General features: G+C 51.2%; 15 protein-coding genes. 6 read left to right on the forward strand and 9 right to left on the reverse strand.

From position 1 onward, the window contains the following. The first annotated feature begins 83 nt into the window (after positions 1-83). On the forward strand, positions 84-1,268 hold the full coding sequence (locus FE839_RS16865; protein WP_138361933.1) for a sugar efflux transporter: 1,185 nt from the start codon (positions 84-86) through the stop codon (positions 1,266-1,268). Positions 1,269-1,313: 45 nt separating this feature from the next. Here the strand turns inward: FE839_RS16865 and FE839_RS16870 are convergent, their stop codons facing one another. Then, positions 1,314-2,624 (reverse strand): MFS transporter, encoded by a 1,311-nt coding sequence (locus FE839_RS16870; RefSeq protein WP_138361934.1) that lies wholly within the window; start codon positions 2,622-2,624, stop codon positions 1,314-1,316. Between the two features lie 222 nt (positions 2,625-2,846). On the opposite strand from FE839_RS16870, the gene FE839_RS16875 reads away from it, so the two are divergent. After that, complete coding sequence (locus tag FE839_RS16875) at positions 2,847-3,743, forward strand: LysR family transcriptional regulator (RefSeq protein ID WP_138361935.1); 897 nt, start codon at positions 2,847-2,849, stop codon at positions 3,741-3,743. Between the two features lie 37 nt (positions 3,744-3,780). Here FE839_RS16875 and aroD read toward each other — a convergent pair whose 3' ends face one another. The 8 genes from aroD to leuA form a co-directional block, all read right to left on the reverse strand. Beyond that, a complete protein-coding gene (gene aroD, locus FE839_RS16880) occupies positions 3,781-4,536 on the reverse strand; it encodes a type I 3-dehydroquinate dehydratase (protein WP_138361936.1) in 756 nt (251 codons plus the stop codon). Between the two features lie 30 nt (positions 4,537-4,566). Next, positions 4,567-5,778: an MFS transporter gene (locus FE839_RS16885; protein WP_138361937.1), complete on the reverse strand. Its 1,212-nt coding sequence runs from the start codon at positions 5,776-5,778 to the stop codon at positions 4,567-4,569. A 12-nt stretch (positions 5,779-5,790) separates the two neighbouring features. After that, entirely contained in the window at positions 5,791-6,654 is an 864-nt protein-coding gene (locus FE839_RS16890) for a shikimate dehydrogenase (RefSeq protein ID WP_138361938.1), read from the reverse strand. A 10-nt stretch (positions 6,655-6,664) separates the two neighbouring features. Then, positions 6,665-8,701, reverse strand: coding sequence for an oxidoreductase (locus FE839_RS16895; protein ID WP_138361939.1), 2,037 nt, complete (start codon positions 8,699-8,701; stop codon positions 6,665-6,667). A gap of 406 nt (positions 8,702-9,107) precedes the next feature. Continuing rightward, entirely contained in the window at positions 9,108-9,713 is a 606-nt protein-coding gene (leuD, locus tag FE839_RS16900; RefSeq protein WP_138361940.1) for a 3-isopropylmalate dehydratase small subunit, read from the reverse strand. 10 nt (positions 9,714-9,723) lie between these two features. Then, a complete protein-coding gene (gene leuC / locus FE839_RS16905) occupies positions 9,724-11,124 on the reverse strand; it encodes a 3-isopropylmalate dehydratase large subunit (RefSeq protein WP_138361941.1) in 1,401 nt (466 codons plus the stop codon). Between the two features lie 2 nt (positions 11,125-11,126). Next, a complete protein-coding gene (gene leuB / locus FE839_RS16910; RefSeq protein ID WP_138361942.1) occupies positions 11,127-12,218 on the reverse strand; it encodes a 3-isopropylmalate dehydrogenase in 1,092 nt (363 codons plus the stop codon). After that, positions 12,218-13,789, reverse strand: coding sequence for a 2-isopropylmalate synthase (gene leuA, locus FE839_RS16915; RefSeq protein WP_138361943.1), 1,572 nt, complete (start codon positions 13,787-13,789; stop codon positions 12,218-12,220). The genes leuB and leuA overlap by 1 nt, the downstream gene beginning before the upstream one ends. Positions 13,790-13,997: 208 nt before the next feature. Here leuA and FE839_RS24685 point away from each other — a divergent pair, with 208 nt between their 5' ends. The 4 genes from FE839_RS24685 (at position 13,998) to ilvN (ending at position 18,282) form a co-directional block, all read left to right on the forward strand. Further along, positions 13,998-14,171 carry a hypothetical protein gene (locus tag FE839_RS24685; protein WP_171034906.1) on the forward strand — a complete coding sequence of 58 codons (174 nt, stop codon included), beginning with the start codon at positions 13,998-14,000 and terminating at the stop codon, positions 14,169-14,171. A 553-nt stretch (positions 14,172-14,724) separates the two neighbouring features. Next, the gene (gene leuO, locus FE839_RS16925; RefSeq protein WP_138361944.1) at positions 14,725-15,675 is read left to right on the forward strand and encodes a transcriptional regulator LeuO; all 951 of its coding nucleotides are present in this window, start codon (positions 14,725-14,727) and stop codon (positions 15,673-15,675) included. Between the two features lie 388 nt (positions 15,676-16,063). Beyond that, positions 16,064-17,788, forward strand: a complete 1,725-nt coding sequence (gene ilvI, locus FE839_RS16930; protein ID WP_138361945.1) for an acetolactate synthase 3 large subunit — start codon at positions 16,064-16,066, stop codon at positions 17,786-17,788. A gap of 2 nt (positions 17,789-17,790) precedes the next feature. After that, positions 17,791-18,282, forward strand: coding sequence for an acetolactate synthase small subunit (gene ilvN / locus FE839_RS16935; RefSeq protein ID WP_138361946.1), 492 nt, complete (start codon positions 17,791-17,793; stop codon positions 18,280-18,282). Positions 18,283-18,303 lie beyond the last annotated feature (21 nt).

Raw genomic sequence — 18,303 nt, forward strand, 5'->3', positions numbered from 1 at the left:
GAAATTCATAGAGTATAGAATCACCCGCCAGCAGAAATCTTCTGCTGGCTTTTTTCTTTTTTTCGCGCGCTAAAGGATATGTGATGCTGTGGTTAATGACGATGGGGCGCCGTCTTAACGGCGTGTACGCCGCTTTTATGCTGGTCGCGTTTATGATCGGTATTGCAGGCGCGCTGCAGGCGCCGACGCTCAGTTTATTCCTTAGTCGCGAAGTGGGCGTGCAACCCTTTTGGGTGGGACTGTTCTATACGGTTAACGCGATTGCCGGCATTCTGGTCAGCCTGGCGCTGGCTAAGCGCTCGGATAGCCGGGGCGATCGTCGACGCCTGATCATGTTCTGCTGCCTGATGGCGGTAGGAAACGCGCTGCTGTTTGCGTTTAATCGTCATTATCTGACGCTGATCACCGGTGGCGTGATGCTGGCCTCGGTGGCGAACGCCGCGATGCCGCAGCTTTTTGCGCTGGCGCGGGAATACGCCGATAGCTCGGCCCGTGAAGTGGTGATGTTCAGTTCGATAATGCGTGCTCAGCTCTCGCTGGCATGGGTGATCGGTCCTCCGCTGGCCTTTATGCTGGCGCTTAATTATGGCTTCACGACCATGTTTTCGATAGCGGCGGGGATCTTTGTCATCAGTCTGGCGCTCATCGCTTTCAGGCTCCCGTCGGTCGCCCGTGTTGAACAACCCTCGGAGGAGGGGGGAGTGCTGAGGCAGGTCGGGGGATGGCACGATAAAAATGTCCGTATGCTGTTTATCGCCTCCACGCTGATGTGGACCTGCAACACTATGTATATCATTGATATGCCACTGTGGATCAGTAGCGATCTCGGACTGCCGGACAGCCTCGCCGGAGTCCTGATGGGGACGGCCGCCGGACTGGAGATTCCGGCGATGATTCTGGCGGGTTACTTCGTTAAGCGCTGGGGCAAGCGCAATATGATGGTGGCGGCGGTTGCCGCGGGCGTGCTGTTTTATATTGGCCTGATTCTGTTTCACGGCCGCGTGGCGCTGCTGGTTTTACAGCTGTTTAATGCGGTGTTTATCGGTATTATCGCCGGGATTGGCATGCTGTGGTTTCAGGATCTGATGCCCGGACGAGCAGGGGCGGCAACGACGCTATTTACCAACAGTATCTCCACCGGGGTCATTCTGGCAGGCGTCATTCAGGGCGCGCTGTCGCAAAGCTATGGGCATACCAGCGTTTACTGGATGATTACGGCGATTTCGCTGGTGACGCTGTTTATGACCAGCAGGGTTAAGAATATTTAGCGCCTGAGTGCTCCGGCAGCCTGCCGGAGCACTGTCCGTCATGCGTTATTTCAATACAATTCGTTTGATATCGCCGATAATGAAGATATACGCAATAACGCCAATCAACGCGGTCACACCGATATAAATGAGCGCGTAGAAGAAATTACCGGTCATTGAGATGATAACGCCAATGATTAATGGGGTAATGATTGACGCCATATTTGCACAAAAATTAAAAATCCCCCCGGTAAGCCCGGCCATATTCTTCGGCGCTATATCTGAGATCAATGTCCAGCCTAGCCCGACCATGCCCTGGCCAAAAAAGGCAATTGACATGATGATAATAACGGCGGTGTTACTATCCACCCAGTTAGCGGTAATTATTGTGCCGGAAAGTAATAGTCCGGAAATAATCGGGAGTTTTCTGCTAATATTTACTGAACATGTCTTTTTTAATATTTTATCCGATATCCAGCCGCCGAAAATAATGCCGATGGCCGCTGCCAGAAAGGGCCAGGAAGCAAAGAAACCAACGTGAAGCCACGGTAAATGACGCTCGTTCGCGAGATAGGTCGGGAACCAGGTCAAAAAGAAAACCAGCGTCGTGTTACCGGCATATTGCCCCAGGCTGGCGCCAATGATTTGTCGGCAGCACAGCAGGCGTTTCGCATCAGGCCAGTTAAAGGGAATATTTTCATTGGGTTGTGCGGTATTTTCTGCGCCGATATATTCCAGTTCGGCTTGATTTGCGGTTTTTGACTCATGAGGTTCATGATAAAACTTCCACCACACAAAGGTAAATACAATACCTAATCCACCGGTAATAAAAAATAATGTTCTCCAGCCATGATGTTCAAGAATTAAAAAGAGCAATGGAGAAAAAGCGGCCAGGCCAATATATTCTCCGACGGTGTAGGTCGCCGTTGCGCGCGCGCGTTCATGCTGTGGAAACCATTTACTGACAACCCGGCTGTTGACCGGGAAACAGGGCGCTTCGCTGATACCTAACCCTAAACGCAGCAGCAGTAGGGATTTCAACCCCACGCTAAAGCTTTGTAATAGGGTAAAGGTGGACCAGAAAAAAATTGACAGGGCATAGGTTAATTTATTGCCAAAACGATCTAAAAACATCCCGCCAGGAATTTGAGCCAGCGCATAAGTCCAGGCGAAAGCGGAAAAAACGATACCCATCATCGTCGGGTCGATATGTATTTCGCGGGTTAAACTGGGTGCAACAATACCCAAAATGGTACGATCGAGATAATTTATCATCGTCCCAATAGAGAGTAACAGTAGAATGACAATTCGCGTTTTGCTTCGTTTCTGTGTGGCCGACGGCAGAATCGGCCGTTCCTCAGCATTTATCGTCCTCATATAGAATTCCTTTAAAGTTTAAAATATTTTTGCATGACTACAGGCATGCAAAAATACTCTGTTGCAGGACCGATACATCGATCATCGGCAATACCGTATGCGTCGCTGGCATTAAATAACAAAATAATATTTGATATAGCCCTGGTATTTCTCTTTTATGGCTTATCAGCGATGGCTTGTATGGTATATTAGATCTATTTTTATATTATACGAGAAAAAATAATGAACCTGAAGCAACTTTATTATTTTAAGAGACTGGCGGAAACGGAGCATTACACGGAAGCAGCCTCCAGTCTTTTTATCACCCAACCCTCCCTGAGCCATGCTATTTCTGAACTGGAGAAAGAGCTGGGCGTCGCGCTGTTCGCCAGAAAAGGGCGCAATGTTAAGATCACGCAGAATGGCAAACGCTTTCTGCCCTATGTCGAGGATGCGCTGGCCTCTTTAGAAAATGGCCGTATGACGTTGCAAAAAAATAACTCAGAGAACAAAGAAAACATTCGCATCGCGTTTATTTACACCATGGGAGAGCATGTTGTTCCACGGTTAATCCATAAGTACTCACTTTCACCCTCTCGTCACAATGTGACATTTTCTTTTACTCAGGGTACCTCGCTAAGTTTATTGCAGGATCTTAAGGCCGGGAAAAGCGACCTGGTTATTTGTTCCTATATTGCTGATGAACCGGATATTGATTTTATTCCCATTATTCAGCAAGAGCTGGTGGTCGTGACGGCGAAAGATCATCCTCTGGCCAGATTGTATGAAAATGAAGTCGATCTGGCGGAAACGATTCATTATCCCTATATCTATTTTTCAGAAAACAGCGGACTACGACCTTTTATTGATAATGTCTTTATGCAACAAAAACTGGTGCCGGATATTGCCTGCTATGTGGAAGAGGATACGGCGATGGCGGGACTGGTCAGTATTGATTATGGTATTGCGATCATGCCGCGAATTTCCGCACTCTCATATTATAACGTGCATATCCTGACGATAAAAAATGCGATTCCTCCTCGTTATATTTATCTGGCAACGATGAAAGAAAGGGTGTTTTCCCCGGCAATTCAGTCATTTAAAGAAGTCATTATCAATGACAGCCAAAAAATCAGTTGAACAGATGCCCGGAGAGATTCTCCGGGCAACCTCATTCTCAGGAGAGAATGTCCATAAGCTCACGCAGTTGGCTAATGGCGATTTGTCCCGGTGCCGAGGCGTGGCCCACGGTACCGAAAGTCATTGCCGAACCGAACAGGCGACCTGTTACCCGGCTAACGCCGCCGGATTTTCCCATCGACATGGTGATTAATGGGCGAGTGGCATATTTTTCTTTCATGGTCAGGGTCGCAGAGAGCAGCGTTAGTACATCCTGCGGTGACTGCGGCATAACCGCGATCTTCGGCAGGTCGGCACCCAGGTCCTGCATACGGCGCAAACGGTAGATGATATCTTCCTGAGCCGGTGTTTTATGAAAATCATGATTACTCATGATGACTTTTACACCAGCAGAGTGCGCATCGTTTACCAGCGAGCGAATTTGCGCTTCGTCGTTGAACAACTCAATATCAATGACGTCGGCCAGACCACTGTTGACCGCCTGGCGATTCAGCTCGAAATAGGCTTCATCGCTGATTTCCGTTTCTCCTCCCTCTTTTTTACTGCGGAAGGTGAACAGCAGCGGCATATTTTTTAGCCGCTGGCGAATTTCACTCAGTGCCAGCAGTACCTGCTCCGTCTCTCTAACCTGCGTGAAGTGATCGACGCGCCATTCGATAATGTCGGCTCCGGCCGTTGCCAGCGCGCAGGCATTGTCTTGCAGCTCCTCAAGCGTTTTGCCGATCAGCGGCACGCAAATTAAGGTTTCCCCTTCCCGGAAGGTAATGTTTTTTACTGTTACTGCGTTCGTCATGTGGGTATCCATTCTTTTTGTCAGCGACTATCAGAGGGTTGCCGCGACATGCGCGGTTTTTGCCGCGGCGCGAGTCTGAAACTGACGATAACCGATGTACAGCGCAATCACAAAACCAATGATGGCGATAAAGAAATCAAACCACATAATGCTGGCGATGCCGATCTTCGAGAGTTTTGCCGTGATCAACGGGATCGTAAAGCTGGCCACACTCCCTGCAGTGTAGAAAATCCCGGTAGCTTTGCCTTTCCCGTCCGGGAAACTCATAGCCATAATGGTCGCCCCTATTTGCATCACCCCGCCGGCGGCGGAGAAGCCAAAAACAAAAGCGAAACCGGTAACTATCATTGGCGTGGGGAACAGGCAGACGATCAGCAGCGAAATCATCGACAGACAGGTATATATCATCATCGCAACTGCCGAACTGACGACGCCTCTGACAAGCGCGGCGGTGACGAATACGCACGTCAGCGAGCCCATGGTATAGATACTCAGCAGTTTGATGGCTGATGCGTAAGGGATCCCGGCAACAAACTGACCATACTGTGCGAGCCACTGGCTGACCAGATAGAACGTGGCCATGCTGATGTAGCCGTACAGAGTAAATACGATCATATCAAGCTTGTTGGCGTTGCTCTCCGGCGCTGGGGTCACCTGTACTTTTGCGACGCTCTCCTTTTTCGTCTGCTGGTCCGGGAACGGCATTTTCAGCAGATAGAGACCGCTGATAACGAACAGCGCGGCGGCAATGATAAACGACCAGCCAAACCACAGATTTGCCCATATCAGAAAACTAATGATAAATGGCAACAAGAACTGCCCGGCAGAGATAAAGGCTTTGATCAGCACATTCGCGCGGCTGGCAGAGTCAGGAAAAGATTCCATCAGCGCCGGGTAGGTTCCGGAGTCGAGGAAGCTGTTCGCCAGGCCCGCCATAATACCGCAGAAGTAGGCCAGATAGATGTTCTTCGTCATCAATATACCGATAAAGAAGACCAGATAGCTGGCTATCCCGAGATAAACAAAGGGTTTGCGGCCAAAGCGGTCGGACAGGAACCCTGTCACGATCGTGGCGAGCTTACCGATACCAAGCGACGAGATAACAATGGAGACGCCGGCAGCATCAGTTCCCCACTGTGTCTGTAAATTCGCCATATTGAGGGTAATTAACAAAACCCCCATGCCGTGGATCATGTAGTTGAGGTATAGCCCGGCTGCCGTTGGAACATATTTATTTTTCATCGCGCCCCATCCTTAAAAAAGGATACTTTTGACGTGTTCAACCGGCATCTCTTTTCCGGTCCAGATTTCGAAAGCTTTCGCCCCCTGCCAGAGCATCATTCCAAGGCCGTTTAAAGTACGGCAGCCTTTTTTCTCAGCGACTTCGAGCAGATAGGTTTTGCGCGGGTTGTAGACGACATCGGAAACAATCAGGTCCGGTCGCAGGAAGCTGTCGTCAGGCAGTAACATCTGGCCTTCAAACGGTTTCATGCCCACGCCGGTGGCGTTGGTCAGAATGACGCTACTGTCGATCTCGGCGCGCAGTTTATTGTGGTCGGCAATATCGTACAGGTGGATCTCGCAGTCGGTGTTGCGGCGGATCTTGGCGACAGTTTCTTCCGCGTTGGGGAAGAATTTGTCTTTCTGGTTAAAAATAGCGATCTCTTTTACGCCATCCAGCGCCGCCTGTACGCAGATCGCGGTAGCCGCGCCACCAGCGCCTAACACGGTCATTTTTTTGCCAATAATGTCGATGCCCGCTTCAGACAGGGCGCGCATATAGCCGGTGCCATCGGTGATGTGGCCAGTCAGCACGCCATCGTCGTTCACTACGGTATTTACCGCGCCGACCAGTTCCGCCGCCGGAGAGAGTTTATCCAGATACTGGCAAATATCAGTTTTGTTCGGCATTGAGACGTTCCAGCCCCGCAGCTTTAACCCTCGAAAGCCCTGTACGACATCTTTTAATTCCTTATTACCCACCTCGAATGCCAGGTAAACATAGTCCAGCCCCAGATAAGCAAAGGCTTCGTTATGCATGGTTGGCGACATGCTGTGGCGAATCGGGGTGGCAATCAGACCAATCAGCTCAGTATGCCCGGTAATACGTTCTGCCATGATAAAACCCTCAATATGTTAGAAATGGAATTTTTGTTGATTCGAGATTGCCCCCCAGAGCACCCATGTCTTCAAGGATGTCCAGTACGTTGCGTCCTTCGCGTACGCCATCAATGATTCGCCGGGCCATCAGGCTGTCGCCGATGTTCATCACTTTTACGTTATTGTCTCTGGCCCATTGTTCAATCTCATTGAGGCCACGGGTATTGGCGCGCATTCCCAGACAGACGAAGCCGTAATCAAACGGAATATCAAAGGTGCCATCTGCGTTTTTAACGGTGAAATGGGTTGGGGTAACGGCCACTAACTGTGTACCCATGTGCTGTTCCACGCGATGCTCATTAAGCATGGTCAACATGGCGTTTTTGGTAATAATGTCCAGGTCGCGGCCAGGGGCATCCTGCATTTCGATAAGTACGGCGTTGACGCCGCGAGTGGAAAAATATTCAATCACATCCAGACCGACGGCTCCCGCGCCGACGACGGCGATACGTTTACCCGCGGCATCGGCAAATCGATCCAGATTATGCAGCATATGGGTAATCGAAAAGACGCTGCCGCCGACGACATCGATGTTCTCGCGCAGTCCCTCAATCGGCGGCAGCAAGGGAACAGAACCGGTGGCATTGACGATTAGATCCGGGCGCAGCGCGGCAACCGATTCGACACTGGCGCGCTTACCGACCTGCAACATCAGGTTATCAAGCGAGGCGATACGGTTTTTCATAAACTGCGGGAAATCGGCGATACGTTTTTTCTCCGGCAGCAGCGAAATCTCGCTGGCCAGCCCGCCGATATTGTGTTTCTCCTCAAGCAACCAGGTATGGCAGCCGACTTCAGCCGCGGTGCAGGCCGCTTCCATGCCCGCCGTCCCGGCACCGATAACGACGACGTTGACATCACGGTTTACGCGCCGCTGTTTGTAGGCGTCACCGTGGATAATATCCGGGTTAATAGAGCAACGCAGAGGGCGGGAACGGGCAATACGGTGATCCGCACAGCCGATGTTGCAGGAGATGCATTTGCGCATCAGGCGTTCATTACCGCTCTGCACTTTCTGTACCCATTCTGGTTCGGCGATAAGCCCGCGGCCAATGGCAATCAGGTCGGCATCGCCGCTGGCGATAATGTCTTCGGCGACCTTCGGCGACCGAATGTTGCCGGCAATCACCGTCGGCTTATGGAATTTTTCGCGAACCGCCCGCGAGAGGTAGCGTTTCCAGCCATCTTCCAGTGACATCTGGTCAATCTGGAAATTCAGGTTATCGTTTTGTGCGGCGGAGACGTTGATAATATCGACTTTGTCCTGGCACAGTTCGAGGATACGCAGAGAGTCTTCGAGCGTATTGCCGCCTTTCTGGAAATCATCAGCGCTAATACGCAGACTGATCGGGAAACGCGGGCCGACGCAGGCGCGTATTTTATCCACAATTAAGGTTAATATTCTGGTGCGATTCTCTATACTGCCGCCAAATTCATCCGTGCGTTTATTAAATAGCGGCGATAAAAACTGGCTAATTAAATAGGAGTGGCCCGCGTGAATTTCCACGCAGTCAAATCCGGCCCGGCGTACGCGTTCCGCCGCATCGCCAAATTTATTCACCACATGATAAATTTCCTCATGTGTCATCGGCCGGGGAATATTTCCGTTCTTTTTTGACGGTGTGCTGGAGGATGAAAGCGGCATTTCCCCATTCAGGCGATATGCATAGGCTGAAGCGCCCGCATGATTTAATTGAATACTGACGCAGGCGCCGTGTTTATGCAAAGTCTCGGTTAATTTGAACAGTCGCGGGATATATTGATCGTTATCGATGCGCAACTGCGTGGTACCGTTAGACGCAAAAGGAAAATCGATACAAATATTTTCAATAGTGATAAGCCCGGTGCCGCCCCGCGCGCGTAACTCATAGTATTCAATCTGCTCCTGGGTGACTTCACCGTTCAGACTCGCCATGTTGGACCCCATCGGCGGCATGATGATACGGTTTTTGATGGTCATCCCGTTGATGGTCAACGGGGAAAAAAGATGGGGGTAGTGGCTCATATACTCTCTCTCCACGGGATGCCAGGCAGACGCTATACGGTGTCCTGGCCGATCCAAAGTTAATCTCTCTCTGTGGGGGAAGATAACGAGGCACGAAATGGAAAAATAATGCTTTTTTTTACGTTGAGCTATAGGGGAATTCTATAGGATTAACATTTCATTCACGCGTTGATGTTTTTATCTTAAATATTTCAATCGATTGTTTACTTGTCCATGTGAATTGACACAAAACAGGTCGCGGAATGATTGAATAGATGCCCAATTGATAATGACTTATTTTTAAAGATTCAAATATTCCTGTCTGGCATAATGGCCAATATGAGTATATGTGCGTCAGGTCTCATTTTCGCGGGAAGAAAAAAAGCCCGAACTCACGTCCGGGCTGAGATATACACTTCTGGCCGCTTTACCCCATAAAGGCCGGCTGCTTGTTCTCATAGGCTGAGATTGCCTCTTCATGCTGCAGAGTCAGGCCAATACTGTCCAGACCGTTAAGCATGCAGTGACGGCGGAAGGCGTCAATTTTAAAGGGATAGGATTTATCTCCCGCTTTGACGACTTCAGCTTCAAGGTCGACTTCAAATTTAATGCCGGGCTGTGACAGGACCAGCTTAAACAGCTCATCGACCTGTTCTTCGCTCAGGGTTACCGGCAGCAACTGGTTGTTAAAGCTGTTGCCGTAGAAGATATCAGCGAAGCTGGGGGCAATAACCACTTTAAAGCCGTAGTCGGTCAGCGCCCAGGGCGCATGTTCCCGCGAGGATCCGCAGCCAAAGTTTTCCCGCGCCAGCAGAATGGATGCCCCTTTATATTCAGGGAAATTCAGCACGAAGTCCGGGTTGGGCTGTTCGCCTTTGTCATCCAGGAAGCGCCAGTCGTTAAACAGGTGCGCGCCAAAGCCGGTACGTGTGACTTTCTGCAAGAATTGCTTGGGAATGATTGCATCGGTATCCACGTTCGCAGCATCCAGCGGAACCACCAGGCCGGTATGTTGGATAAATTTCTCTGCCATAATGGTTTCCTTATTTCAAGCTACGGATGTCGGCGAAATGGCCGGTAACGGCTGCCGCGGCGGCCATTGCCGGGCTGACCAGATGAGTACGGCCACCGCGGCCCTGACGGCCTTCAAAGTTACGGTTGCTGGTGGATGCACAGCGCTCGCCCGGATTCAGACGGTCATTGTTCATCGCCAGGCACATGGAGCAGCCCGGCAGACGCCATTCAAAACCAGCTTCAATAAAGATTTTATCCAGGCCTTCCGCCTCGGCCTGGGCTTTCACCGGACCAGATCCTGGCACCACCAGCGCCTGGACGCCCGGCGCGACTTTGCGGCCTTTGGCGATTTCCGCTGCGGCACGTAAATCTTCGATGCGCGAGTTGGTGCAGGAGCCGATAAAGACCTTATCAATCGCCACTTCGGTTAACGGTACGCCAGATTTCAGGCCCATGTAGGCCAGCGCTTTTTCCGCGCTTGCCCGCTCGACCGGGTCAGCGAAGGATGCCGGGTCCGGGATGGTATCGGTGACGGAGATCACCTGACCGGGGTTCGTTCCCCAGGTTACCTGCGGGGAAATGTCTTCCGCCTGCAGAGTCACAATACGGTCAAAAGTGGCATCATCATCGGTGCTCAGGGTCTTCCAGTATGCGACGGCATCGTCAAAATCCTTGCCCTTCGGCGCGTGCAGACGGCCTTTTACGTAATTAAAGGTGGTTTCATCCGGTGCAACCAGGCCCGCTTTCGCGCCTAACTCGATAGCCATATTGCACAGGGTCATGCGGCCTTCCATGCTTAAATCACGAATGGCTTCGCCGCAGAATTCCACAACGTAACCGGTGCCGCCAGCGCTGCCGGTTTTACCGATGATCGCCAGGACGATGTCTTTGGCGGTGATGCCCGGCGCGGCTTTACCCATGACTTCGATCTTCATGGTTTTAGCACGCCCTTGCTTCAACGTCTGGGTCGCCAGCACGTGTTCAACCTCGGATGTACCGATACCGAAGGCCAGCGCGCCGAATGCGCCATGCGTCGCCGTGTGGGAGTCGCCGCAGACAATGGTCATCCCAGGCAGCGTCACGCCCTGTTCCGGGCCCATGACATGAACAATCCCCTGGTACGGGTGATTCAGGTCATACAGTTCGACGCCAAACTCTTTGCAGTTTTTAATCAGTTCCTGCATCTGGATGCGTGCCATTTCGCCGGAGGCATTAATGTCTTTGGTCTGCGTCGAAACGTTGTGATCCATCGTGGCGAAAGTTTTGCCTGGCTGGCGCACCGGGCGGTTGTGAACGCGCAGGCCATCGAAGGCTTGCGGTGACGTCACTTCATGCACCAGATGACGGTCGATATACAGCAGCGGAGTTTCGTCAGGCGCCTCATAAACCACATGAGCATCAAACAATTTTTCGTATAACGTCTTCGCCATGATTACACCCCTTCAGCGACATAGCGGGCAATGATATCACCCATTTCATCGGTACTCACCGCCGCCGCGCCGCGCGCCAAATCGCCGGTACGTACGCCTTCTTCTAACGCACGGTTGATTGCATTTTCGATAGCCGTCGCCGCGTTATCCGCATCCAGACTATAGCGCAGCAGCAGCGCAAGCGACAGGATTTGCGCGATCGGGTTGGCGATATTTTTGCCGGCGATATCCGGGGCGGAGCCACCAGCGGGTTCATACAGACCGAAGCCTTGTTCATTGAGGCTGGCGGACGGCAGCATCCCCATTGAGCCGGTGATCATCGCGCACTCGTCAGACAGGATGTCGCCAAACAGGTTGGAACACAGCAGTACGTCGAACTGGGACGGATCTTTAATCAGCTGCATGGTGGCGTTGTCGATGTACATATGCGCCAGTTCAACGTCAGGGTACTGCTTACCAATTTCGCTCACGATTTCGCGCCACAAAATAGAAGACTGCAGCACGTTGGCTTTATCGATAGAGGTGACTTTGCGACGGCGTTTGCGGGCGGATTCGAAAGCGATGTGAGCGATGCGCTCAATCTCAAAGCGGTGATAGACCTCGGTATCAAACGCTTTCTCATGCTGACCGCTACCCTCGCGGCCTTTCGGCTGGCCGAAGTAGATGCCGCCGGTCAGTTCGCGGACGCACAGAATATCAAAGCCACTGGCGGCAATATCCGCACGCAGCGGGCAAAACTCTTCCAGCCCCTGATACAGCTTAGCCGGACGCAGGTTGCTGAATAATTTAAAGTGCTTACGCAGCGGCAGCAGCGCGCCACGCTCCGGCTGCTCTGCGGGGGGCAGGTGTTCCCATTTCGGCCCGCCAACGGAGCCGAACAGAATGGCGTCGGCCTGCTCGCAGCCCTCAATGGTGGCCTGCGGCAGCGGGGTACCCTGATGGTCGATGGCGATGCCGCCAACGTCATGCTGGCTGGTGGTAATACGCATATCAAAACGATGACGAACGGCTTCCAGTACTTTCATCGCCTGGCTCATGACTTCCGGGCCAATACCATCACCTGGTAAGACAGCGATATGGTAATTCTTCGACATTACACGGTTTCCTTATTGTTCTCTTTATTTTGAGCTTTGCGTTGCAGCTCTTTTTCGACTTCTGCGGCGCGCCAGATGTTGTTCAGGACGTGAACCATCGCTTTCGCGGACGATTCCACGATATCCGTTGCCAGACCCACTCCGTGGAAACGACGGCCATTGTAGTTAGCGACGATGTCTACCTGACCCAGCGCGTCTTTGCCCTGGCCTTTGGCGTTCAGGTCATATTTGACCAGCTCAACGTCATAGCCGGTAATACGGTTAATTGCCTGATAAATCGCATCAACCGGGCCGTTGCCGTTGGCGGCTTCGGCTTTGGTCTCTTCGCCGCAGGCCAGTTTCACGGACGCGGTTGCGATATCGCTGGAGCCTGACTGCACGCTGAAGTAATCGAGGCGGAAATGTTCCGGCTCTTCCTGCTGTTTGTTGATGAATGCCAGTGCTTCCAGGTCATAATCGAAGACCTGGCCTTTTTTGTCCGCCAGCTTCAGGAAGGCGTCGTACAAGTGATCCATATTATAGTCGGTATCTTTGTAGCCCATCTCTTCCATGCGGTGTTTCACCGCGGCACGGCCGGAGCGGGAGGTCAGGTTCAGTTGTACCTGGTTCAGACCGATGGATTCCGGCGTCATGATTTCGTAGTTTTCACGATTTTTCAGCACACCGTCCTGGTGGATACCGGATGAGTGCGCGAAAGCCCCGGTGCCGACGATGGCTTTGTTGGCAGGGATAGGCATATTACAAATCTGGCTGACAGTTTGGCTGGTGCGCCAGATTTCATTGTGATTAATGCGGGTGTGCACATCCATAATGTCTTTGCGCACTTTGATAGCCATGATCACTTCTTCCAGCGCACAGTTGCCCGCGCGTTCGCCGATACCGTTCATCGCGCCTTCCACCTGGCGAGCACCAGCGTGAACCGCAGCAATGGCGTTACCGACCGCGATGCCTAAATCGTCATGGGTATGGACGGAGATAACCGCTTTGTCGATGTTAGGAACCTGTTGGTACAGGCCGGTAATGATGTTGGCGAACTCGAACGGCATGGTGTAACCGACAGTATCGGGGATATTGATCGTGGTCGCCCCCGCGTTGATGGCGGCCTCGACGACGCGAGCCAGATCGGCAATTGGCGTACGGCCGGCATCTTCACAGGAAAACTCAACATCGTCGGTGTAATTACGTGCGCGTTTAACCATATAGATCGCCCGTTCAATCACCTCATCCAGGTTACTGCGCAGCTTGGTCGCAATATGCATTGGCGAGGTGGCGATAAAGGTGTGGATGCGGAACGCTTCCGCGACTTTCAGTGATTCTGCTGCCACATCAATATCTTTTTCGACACAGCGTGCCAGGGCGCAAACGCGGCTGTTTTTAACCGTGCGCGCGATGGTTTGCACGGATTCAAAGTCGCCCGGAGATGAGACCGGAAAGCCGACTTCCATCACGTCAACGCCCATACGCTCCAGGGCCAGGGCAATCTGCAGTTTCTCTTTCACGCTCAGGCTGGCTTGTAACGCTTGTTCTCCGTCGCGTAAGGTCGTATCGAAAATAATGACTTGCTGGCTCATGGTTTAGATCCTTGGTCTGTGTCCTGGCGCCTTGCTCGCGAGCATAAAAAAACCCGCGCATTGGCGCGGGTTTTATCGTCTTGCTGGAAGATGACTTAACGATGAACGTCGCCCAACAGCCTACCGCGCAAAATGGATGCGTTTAGTAGTAGTAGGCTGAGTAAGCGAATGCTGCGAATCATTACGTCATGCTCCAGATGAAATCGTTATGCCTTTAGAGTTACTGGATATGGCTTTTGATGTCAACCCCCGAGAGAAGAAAACGGCTTTTTACCAAAAAGAGTCGTCAGCGTATTATGCTGGCGACTGCGCTTTTTTTACGACGATCGTTTTGTGCTATCAGCCGGGCCGCTTGCTGAGTGACTTTGATATCGTGATGTAGAGGGATCTTCAATTAAGCTCCGGGTCCATCAGGTAACGATATCTGTATAGCCATTTGTTTTACGGCTGTTATTTATGTGTGGGTTGGGTGTTGTGAATGATAATGATATGTAAATTAAAAAGGGGTAAACATATCGTATAATAAAACCCATGTCGTGGTTAGCGTTATCTGTTTTTATTCATTTTTAGAACCTATCCCACCAGGCGTTATTGGCGCCGACAGTTTGAACACGGCCAGCGCGGAAGAACCGGAGCGTACACGTAGTACGTGAGGATTCTGAGCACTGCCCAGGTTCAAAATGACAAGCAAAATAGCCCTAATGGGATAGGCTCTTAATCTTTATGTGACACTTAATACTAGCAAATAAAAGATAGAGATTTATTGAATACAGATGCTGTCAAATTGTTCGATTTCTGTCGGTATTCATAATCTTGATATATTCCTAAAATCGATTCCGACCCTTTTGTCAGTGTCATATGCATGATAAATGATATTCTCTGAATTAATTAATGTATTTCGGTAAAAGGATTTTAGTGTAACAGGGGAGTTAGATATGTTAAATAAAGGTACTGAATATAAATCTGTTTCTGAGGGAGAAAACAAAAAACCTCAGTTACGCATGGTGGATCTCAATCTGTTGACCGTATTTGATGCGGTAATGCAGGAACAAAATATTACGCGTGCGGCGCATTCTCTGGGGATGTCGCAGCCAGCGGTCAGTAATGCCGTATCGCGTCTGAAAGTGATGTTTAATGATGAGCTGTTTGTTCGTTATGGGCGCGGCATTCAGCCAACAGCAAGGGCTTTTCAGCTATTTGGAGCCGTTCGTCAGGCATTGCAGCTGGTACAAAATGAATTACCCGGCTCTGGCTTTGAGCCACTCAGCAGCGAGCGGGTATTTAATTTATGCGTTTGCAGTCCGCTGGATAACTACCTGACTTCAGTTATCTTTAATAAAGTAGCTGAGATTGCGCCGAACATTCATTTAGTTTTTAAATCTGCCTTGAATAAGAATACTGAGCATCAATTACGTTATCAGGAAATCGAATTTGTTATTGGTTATGAAGAGTTTCGTCGTCCTGAGTTTGCCTGTGTCCCCTTATTTAAAGATGAAATGGTGATGGTGGCGAGTCGGAAACATCCACGAATTTTCGGGCCGTTGGCGGGGAGTGATATTTATCAGGAAGAGCACGCCGTCGTCGCGCTTGATAGTTATGCATCATTTAGTCAGCCATGGTATGACACGGTTGATAAACAATCCCGTATTGCTTATCAAGGTAATGCGATGATAAGTGTATTAAATGTGGTTGCCAAAACCAACATGGTTGCTATTGCGCCACGCTGGCTGGCGGGTGAATTCGCCGATAAGCTGGACCTAAAAATATTGCCTCTACCGCTGAAAGTGAATAGCCGGACTTGCTATCTTTCCTGGCATGAAGCGGCCGGGCGTGATAAAGGTCATCAATGGATGGAAGAACTGCTGGTGAGTATTTGCCAACGTTAACAGCGTGTACAAAGGGGGGCCTCGGCTCCTTCTTTGTGTGATAAAAATCACAAAATGCAGCATTTTATGCTGTTTGCATTTATCACATGCTCTCTGTATCAGATAAAAAATGGATGATTTCCTGTAGTTAGTTATTTTCTCCGAGCATTGGCTATCATATTTTCTTATATCTGAAGTTTTTCACCGTCTTTTGCTCCGGATTCTATCTTTTCTTCTTTTTATGCGTCTCTTGCGCCGACGGTCACCAATTGCCTGCCCGTTAGTGAGCAGTTATGGTAACGCCATGCAGTCTATTCACCTCAATGCGGAGCCGTTGTGCTCCGTCTTGTGCGAGCGCGCGGAAATCGGATTCCGCTGTCGTTAAAAACAATAAGCCGGGAGGCAAATCATGGAGATGTTGTCAGGAGCCGAGATGGTCGTCCAGTCGCTGGTCGATCAGGGCGTCAAGCAAGTGTTCGGTTATCCCGGGGGCGCAGTCCTCGATATCTATGATGCGTTACACACCCTTGGTGGCATCGATCACATTCTGGTTCGCCATGAGCAGGCTGCCGTGCATATGGCCGATGGCCTTGCTCGTGCGACGGGCGAAGTTGGCGTTGTGCTGGTCACGTCCGGCCCCGGGGCAACGAACGCGATTACCGGTATTGCGACGGCCTATATGGACTCCATTCCGCTGGTGATCCTGTCCGGGCAGGTGGCAACGTCATTAATCGGCTACGATGCTTTCCAGGAGTGTGACATGGTAGGGATCTCCCGACCGGTGGTGAAACACAGTTTCCTGGTGAAGCAAACTGAGGATATTCCCGGCGTGCTGAAAAAAGCCTTCTGGCTGGCGGCCAGCGGGCGTCCTGGCCCGGTTGTCGTCGATTTACCGAAAGATATTCTGAACCCGGCTAAAAAACTGCCTTATAGCTGGCCGGACACGGTTAGCATGCGCTCTTATAACCCGACGACGATGGGCCATAAAGGGCAGATCAAACGTGCGCTGCAAACGCTGATGACGGCAAAAAAACCGGTGGTTTATGTCGGCGGTGGCGCGATTAACGCGCAATGCGAATCCCCGTTATACACGCTGGTTGAGAAGTTGAAGCTGCCGGTGGTTTCTTCGCTGATGGGGCTGGGGGCTTTTCCTGCATCGCACCAGCAGGCATTAGGGATGCTGGGCATGCATGGCACTTATGAAGCTAATATGACCATGCACCATTCCGACGTGATTTTCGCCGTCGGCGTGCGCTTTGACGATCGTACGACGAACAATCTGGCAAAATACTGTCCGAACGCCACGGTGCTGCATATTGATATTGATCCCACGTCTATTTCAAAAACCGTGTCTGCTGATGTGCCTATCGTGGGCGATGCCCGTCTGGTGCTGGAACAAATGCTGGAGTTGCTCGCATCTGATGACTCTCAGCAGCCGCTGGATGACATCCGTGACTGGTGGCGGCAGATTGAACAGTGGCGTGCGCGCCATTGCCTGAAATACGACACGCAAAGCGACAAGATTAAGCCGCAGGCGGTGATTGAAACGATCTGGCGTCTGACCAACGGCGATGCGTATGTCGCGTCCGATGTCGGCCAGCATCAGATGTTCGCCGCACTCTATTATCCTTTCGATAAACCGAGGCGCTGGATTAATTCCGGTGGCCTGGGCACGATGGGATTCGGTTTGCCTGCCGCCCTTGGCGTCAAAATGGCGCTGCCGGACGAAATGGTTATCTGTGTGACCGGCGATGGCAGTATCCAGATGAATATTCAGGAACTCTCTACCGCGCTGCAATACGAATTGCCGGTACTGGTTCTGAATCTGAACAACCGCTATCTCGGAATGGTTAAACAGTGGCAGGACATGCTCTATTCTGGTCGCCATTCACAATCCTATATGGCGTCGCTGCCCGACTTTGCCCGCGTGGCGGAAGCTTATGGCCATGTCGGGATTCGTATTAGCGACCCCCAGGAGCTGGAGGAGAAACTCGCTCAGGCACTGGAACAGGTGCGCAATAACCGTCTGGTTTTCGTTGATGTGGCGGTTGATGGCAGCGAGCATGTCTATCCGATGCAGATTCGCGGTGGCGGTATGGATGAAATGTGGTTGAGCAAAACGGAGAGGACCTGATTATGCGCCGGATATTATCAGTATTACTGGAGAACGAATCGGGGGCATTATCCCGTGTAATCGGCCTCTTTTCGCAGCGTGGTTATAATATTGAAAGCCTTACGGTCGCGCCGACCGACGATCCGACGCTTTCCAGAATGACAATTCAGACCGTCGGCGATGAGAAAGTGATTGAGCAGATAGAAAAGCAACTGCACAAGCTGGTGGACGTCTTACGCGTTAACGAGCTTGGCCAGGGCGCGCATGTTGAGCGTGAAATTATGCTGGTGAAAGTGCAGGCCAGCGGTTACGGACGTGACGAGGTGAAGCGTAATACGGAAATTTTCCGTGGGCAGATTATCGATGTGACGCCCTCTATCTATACCGTGCAACTGGCCGGAACCAGCGACAAGCTGGATGCGTTTTTGGCTTCTTTGCGTGATGTCGCACGAATTGTCGAAGTGGCCCGCTCGGGGGTCGTTGGATTGTCCCGTGGCGACAAAATCATGCGCTGATCCCCTGAAATTGATGTAAAA

Source organism: Klebsiella indica (assembly GCF_005860775.1).
In the GTDB taxonomy this organism is placed as follows: Bacteria; Pseudomonadota; Gammaproteobacteria; order Enterobacterales; family Enterobacteriaceae; genus Klebsiella; species Klebsiella indica.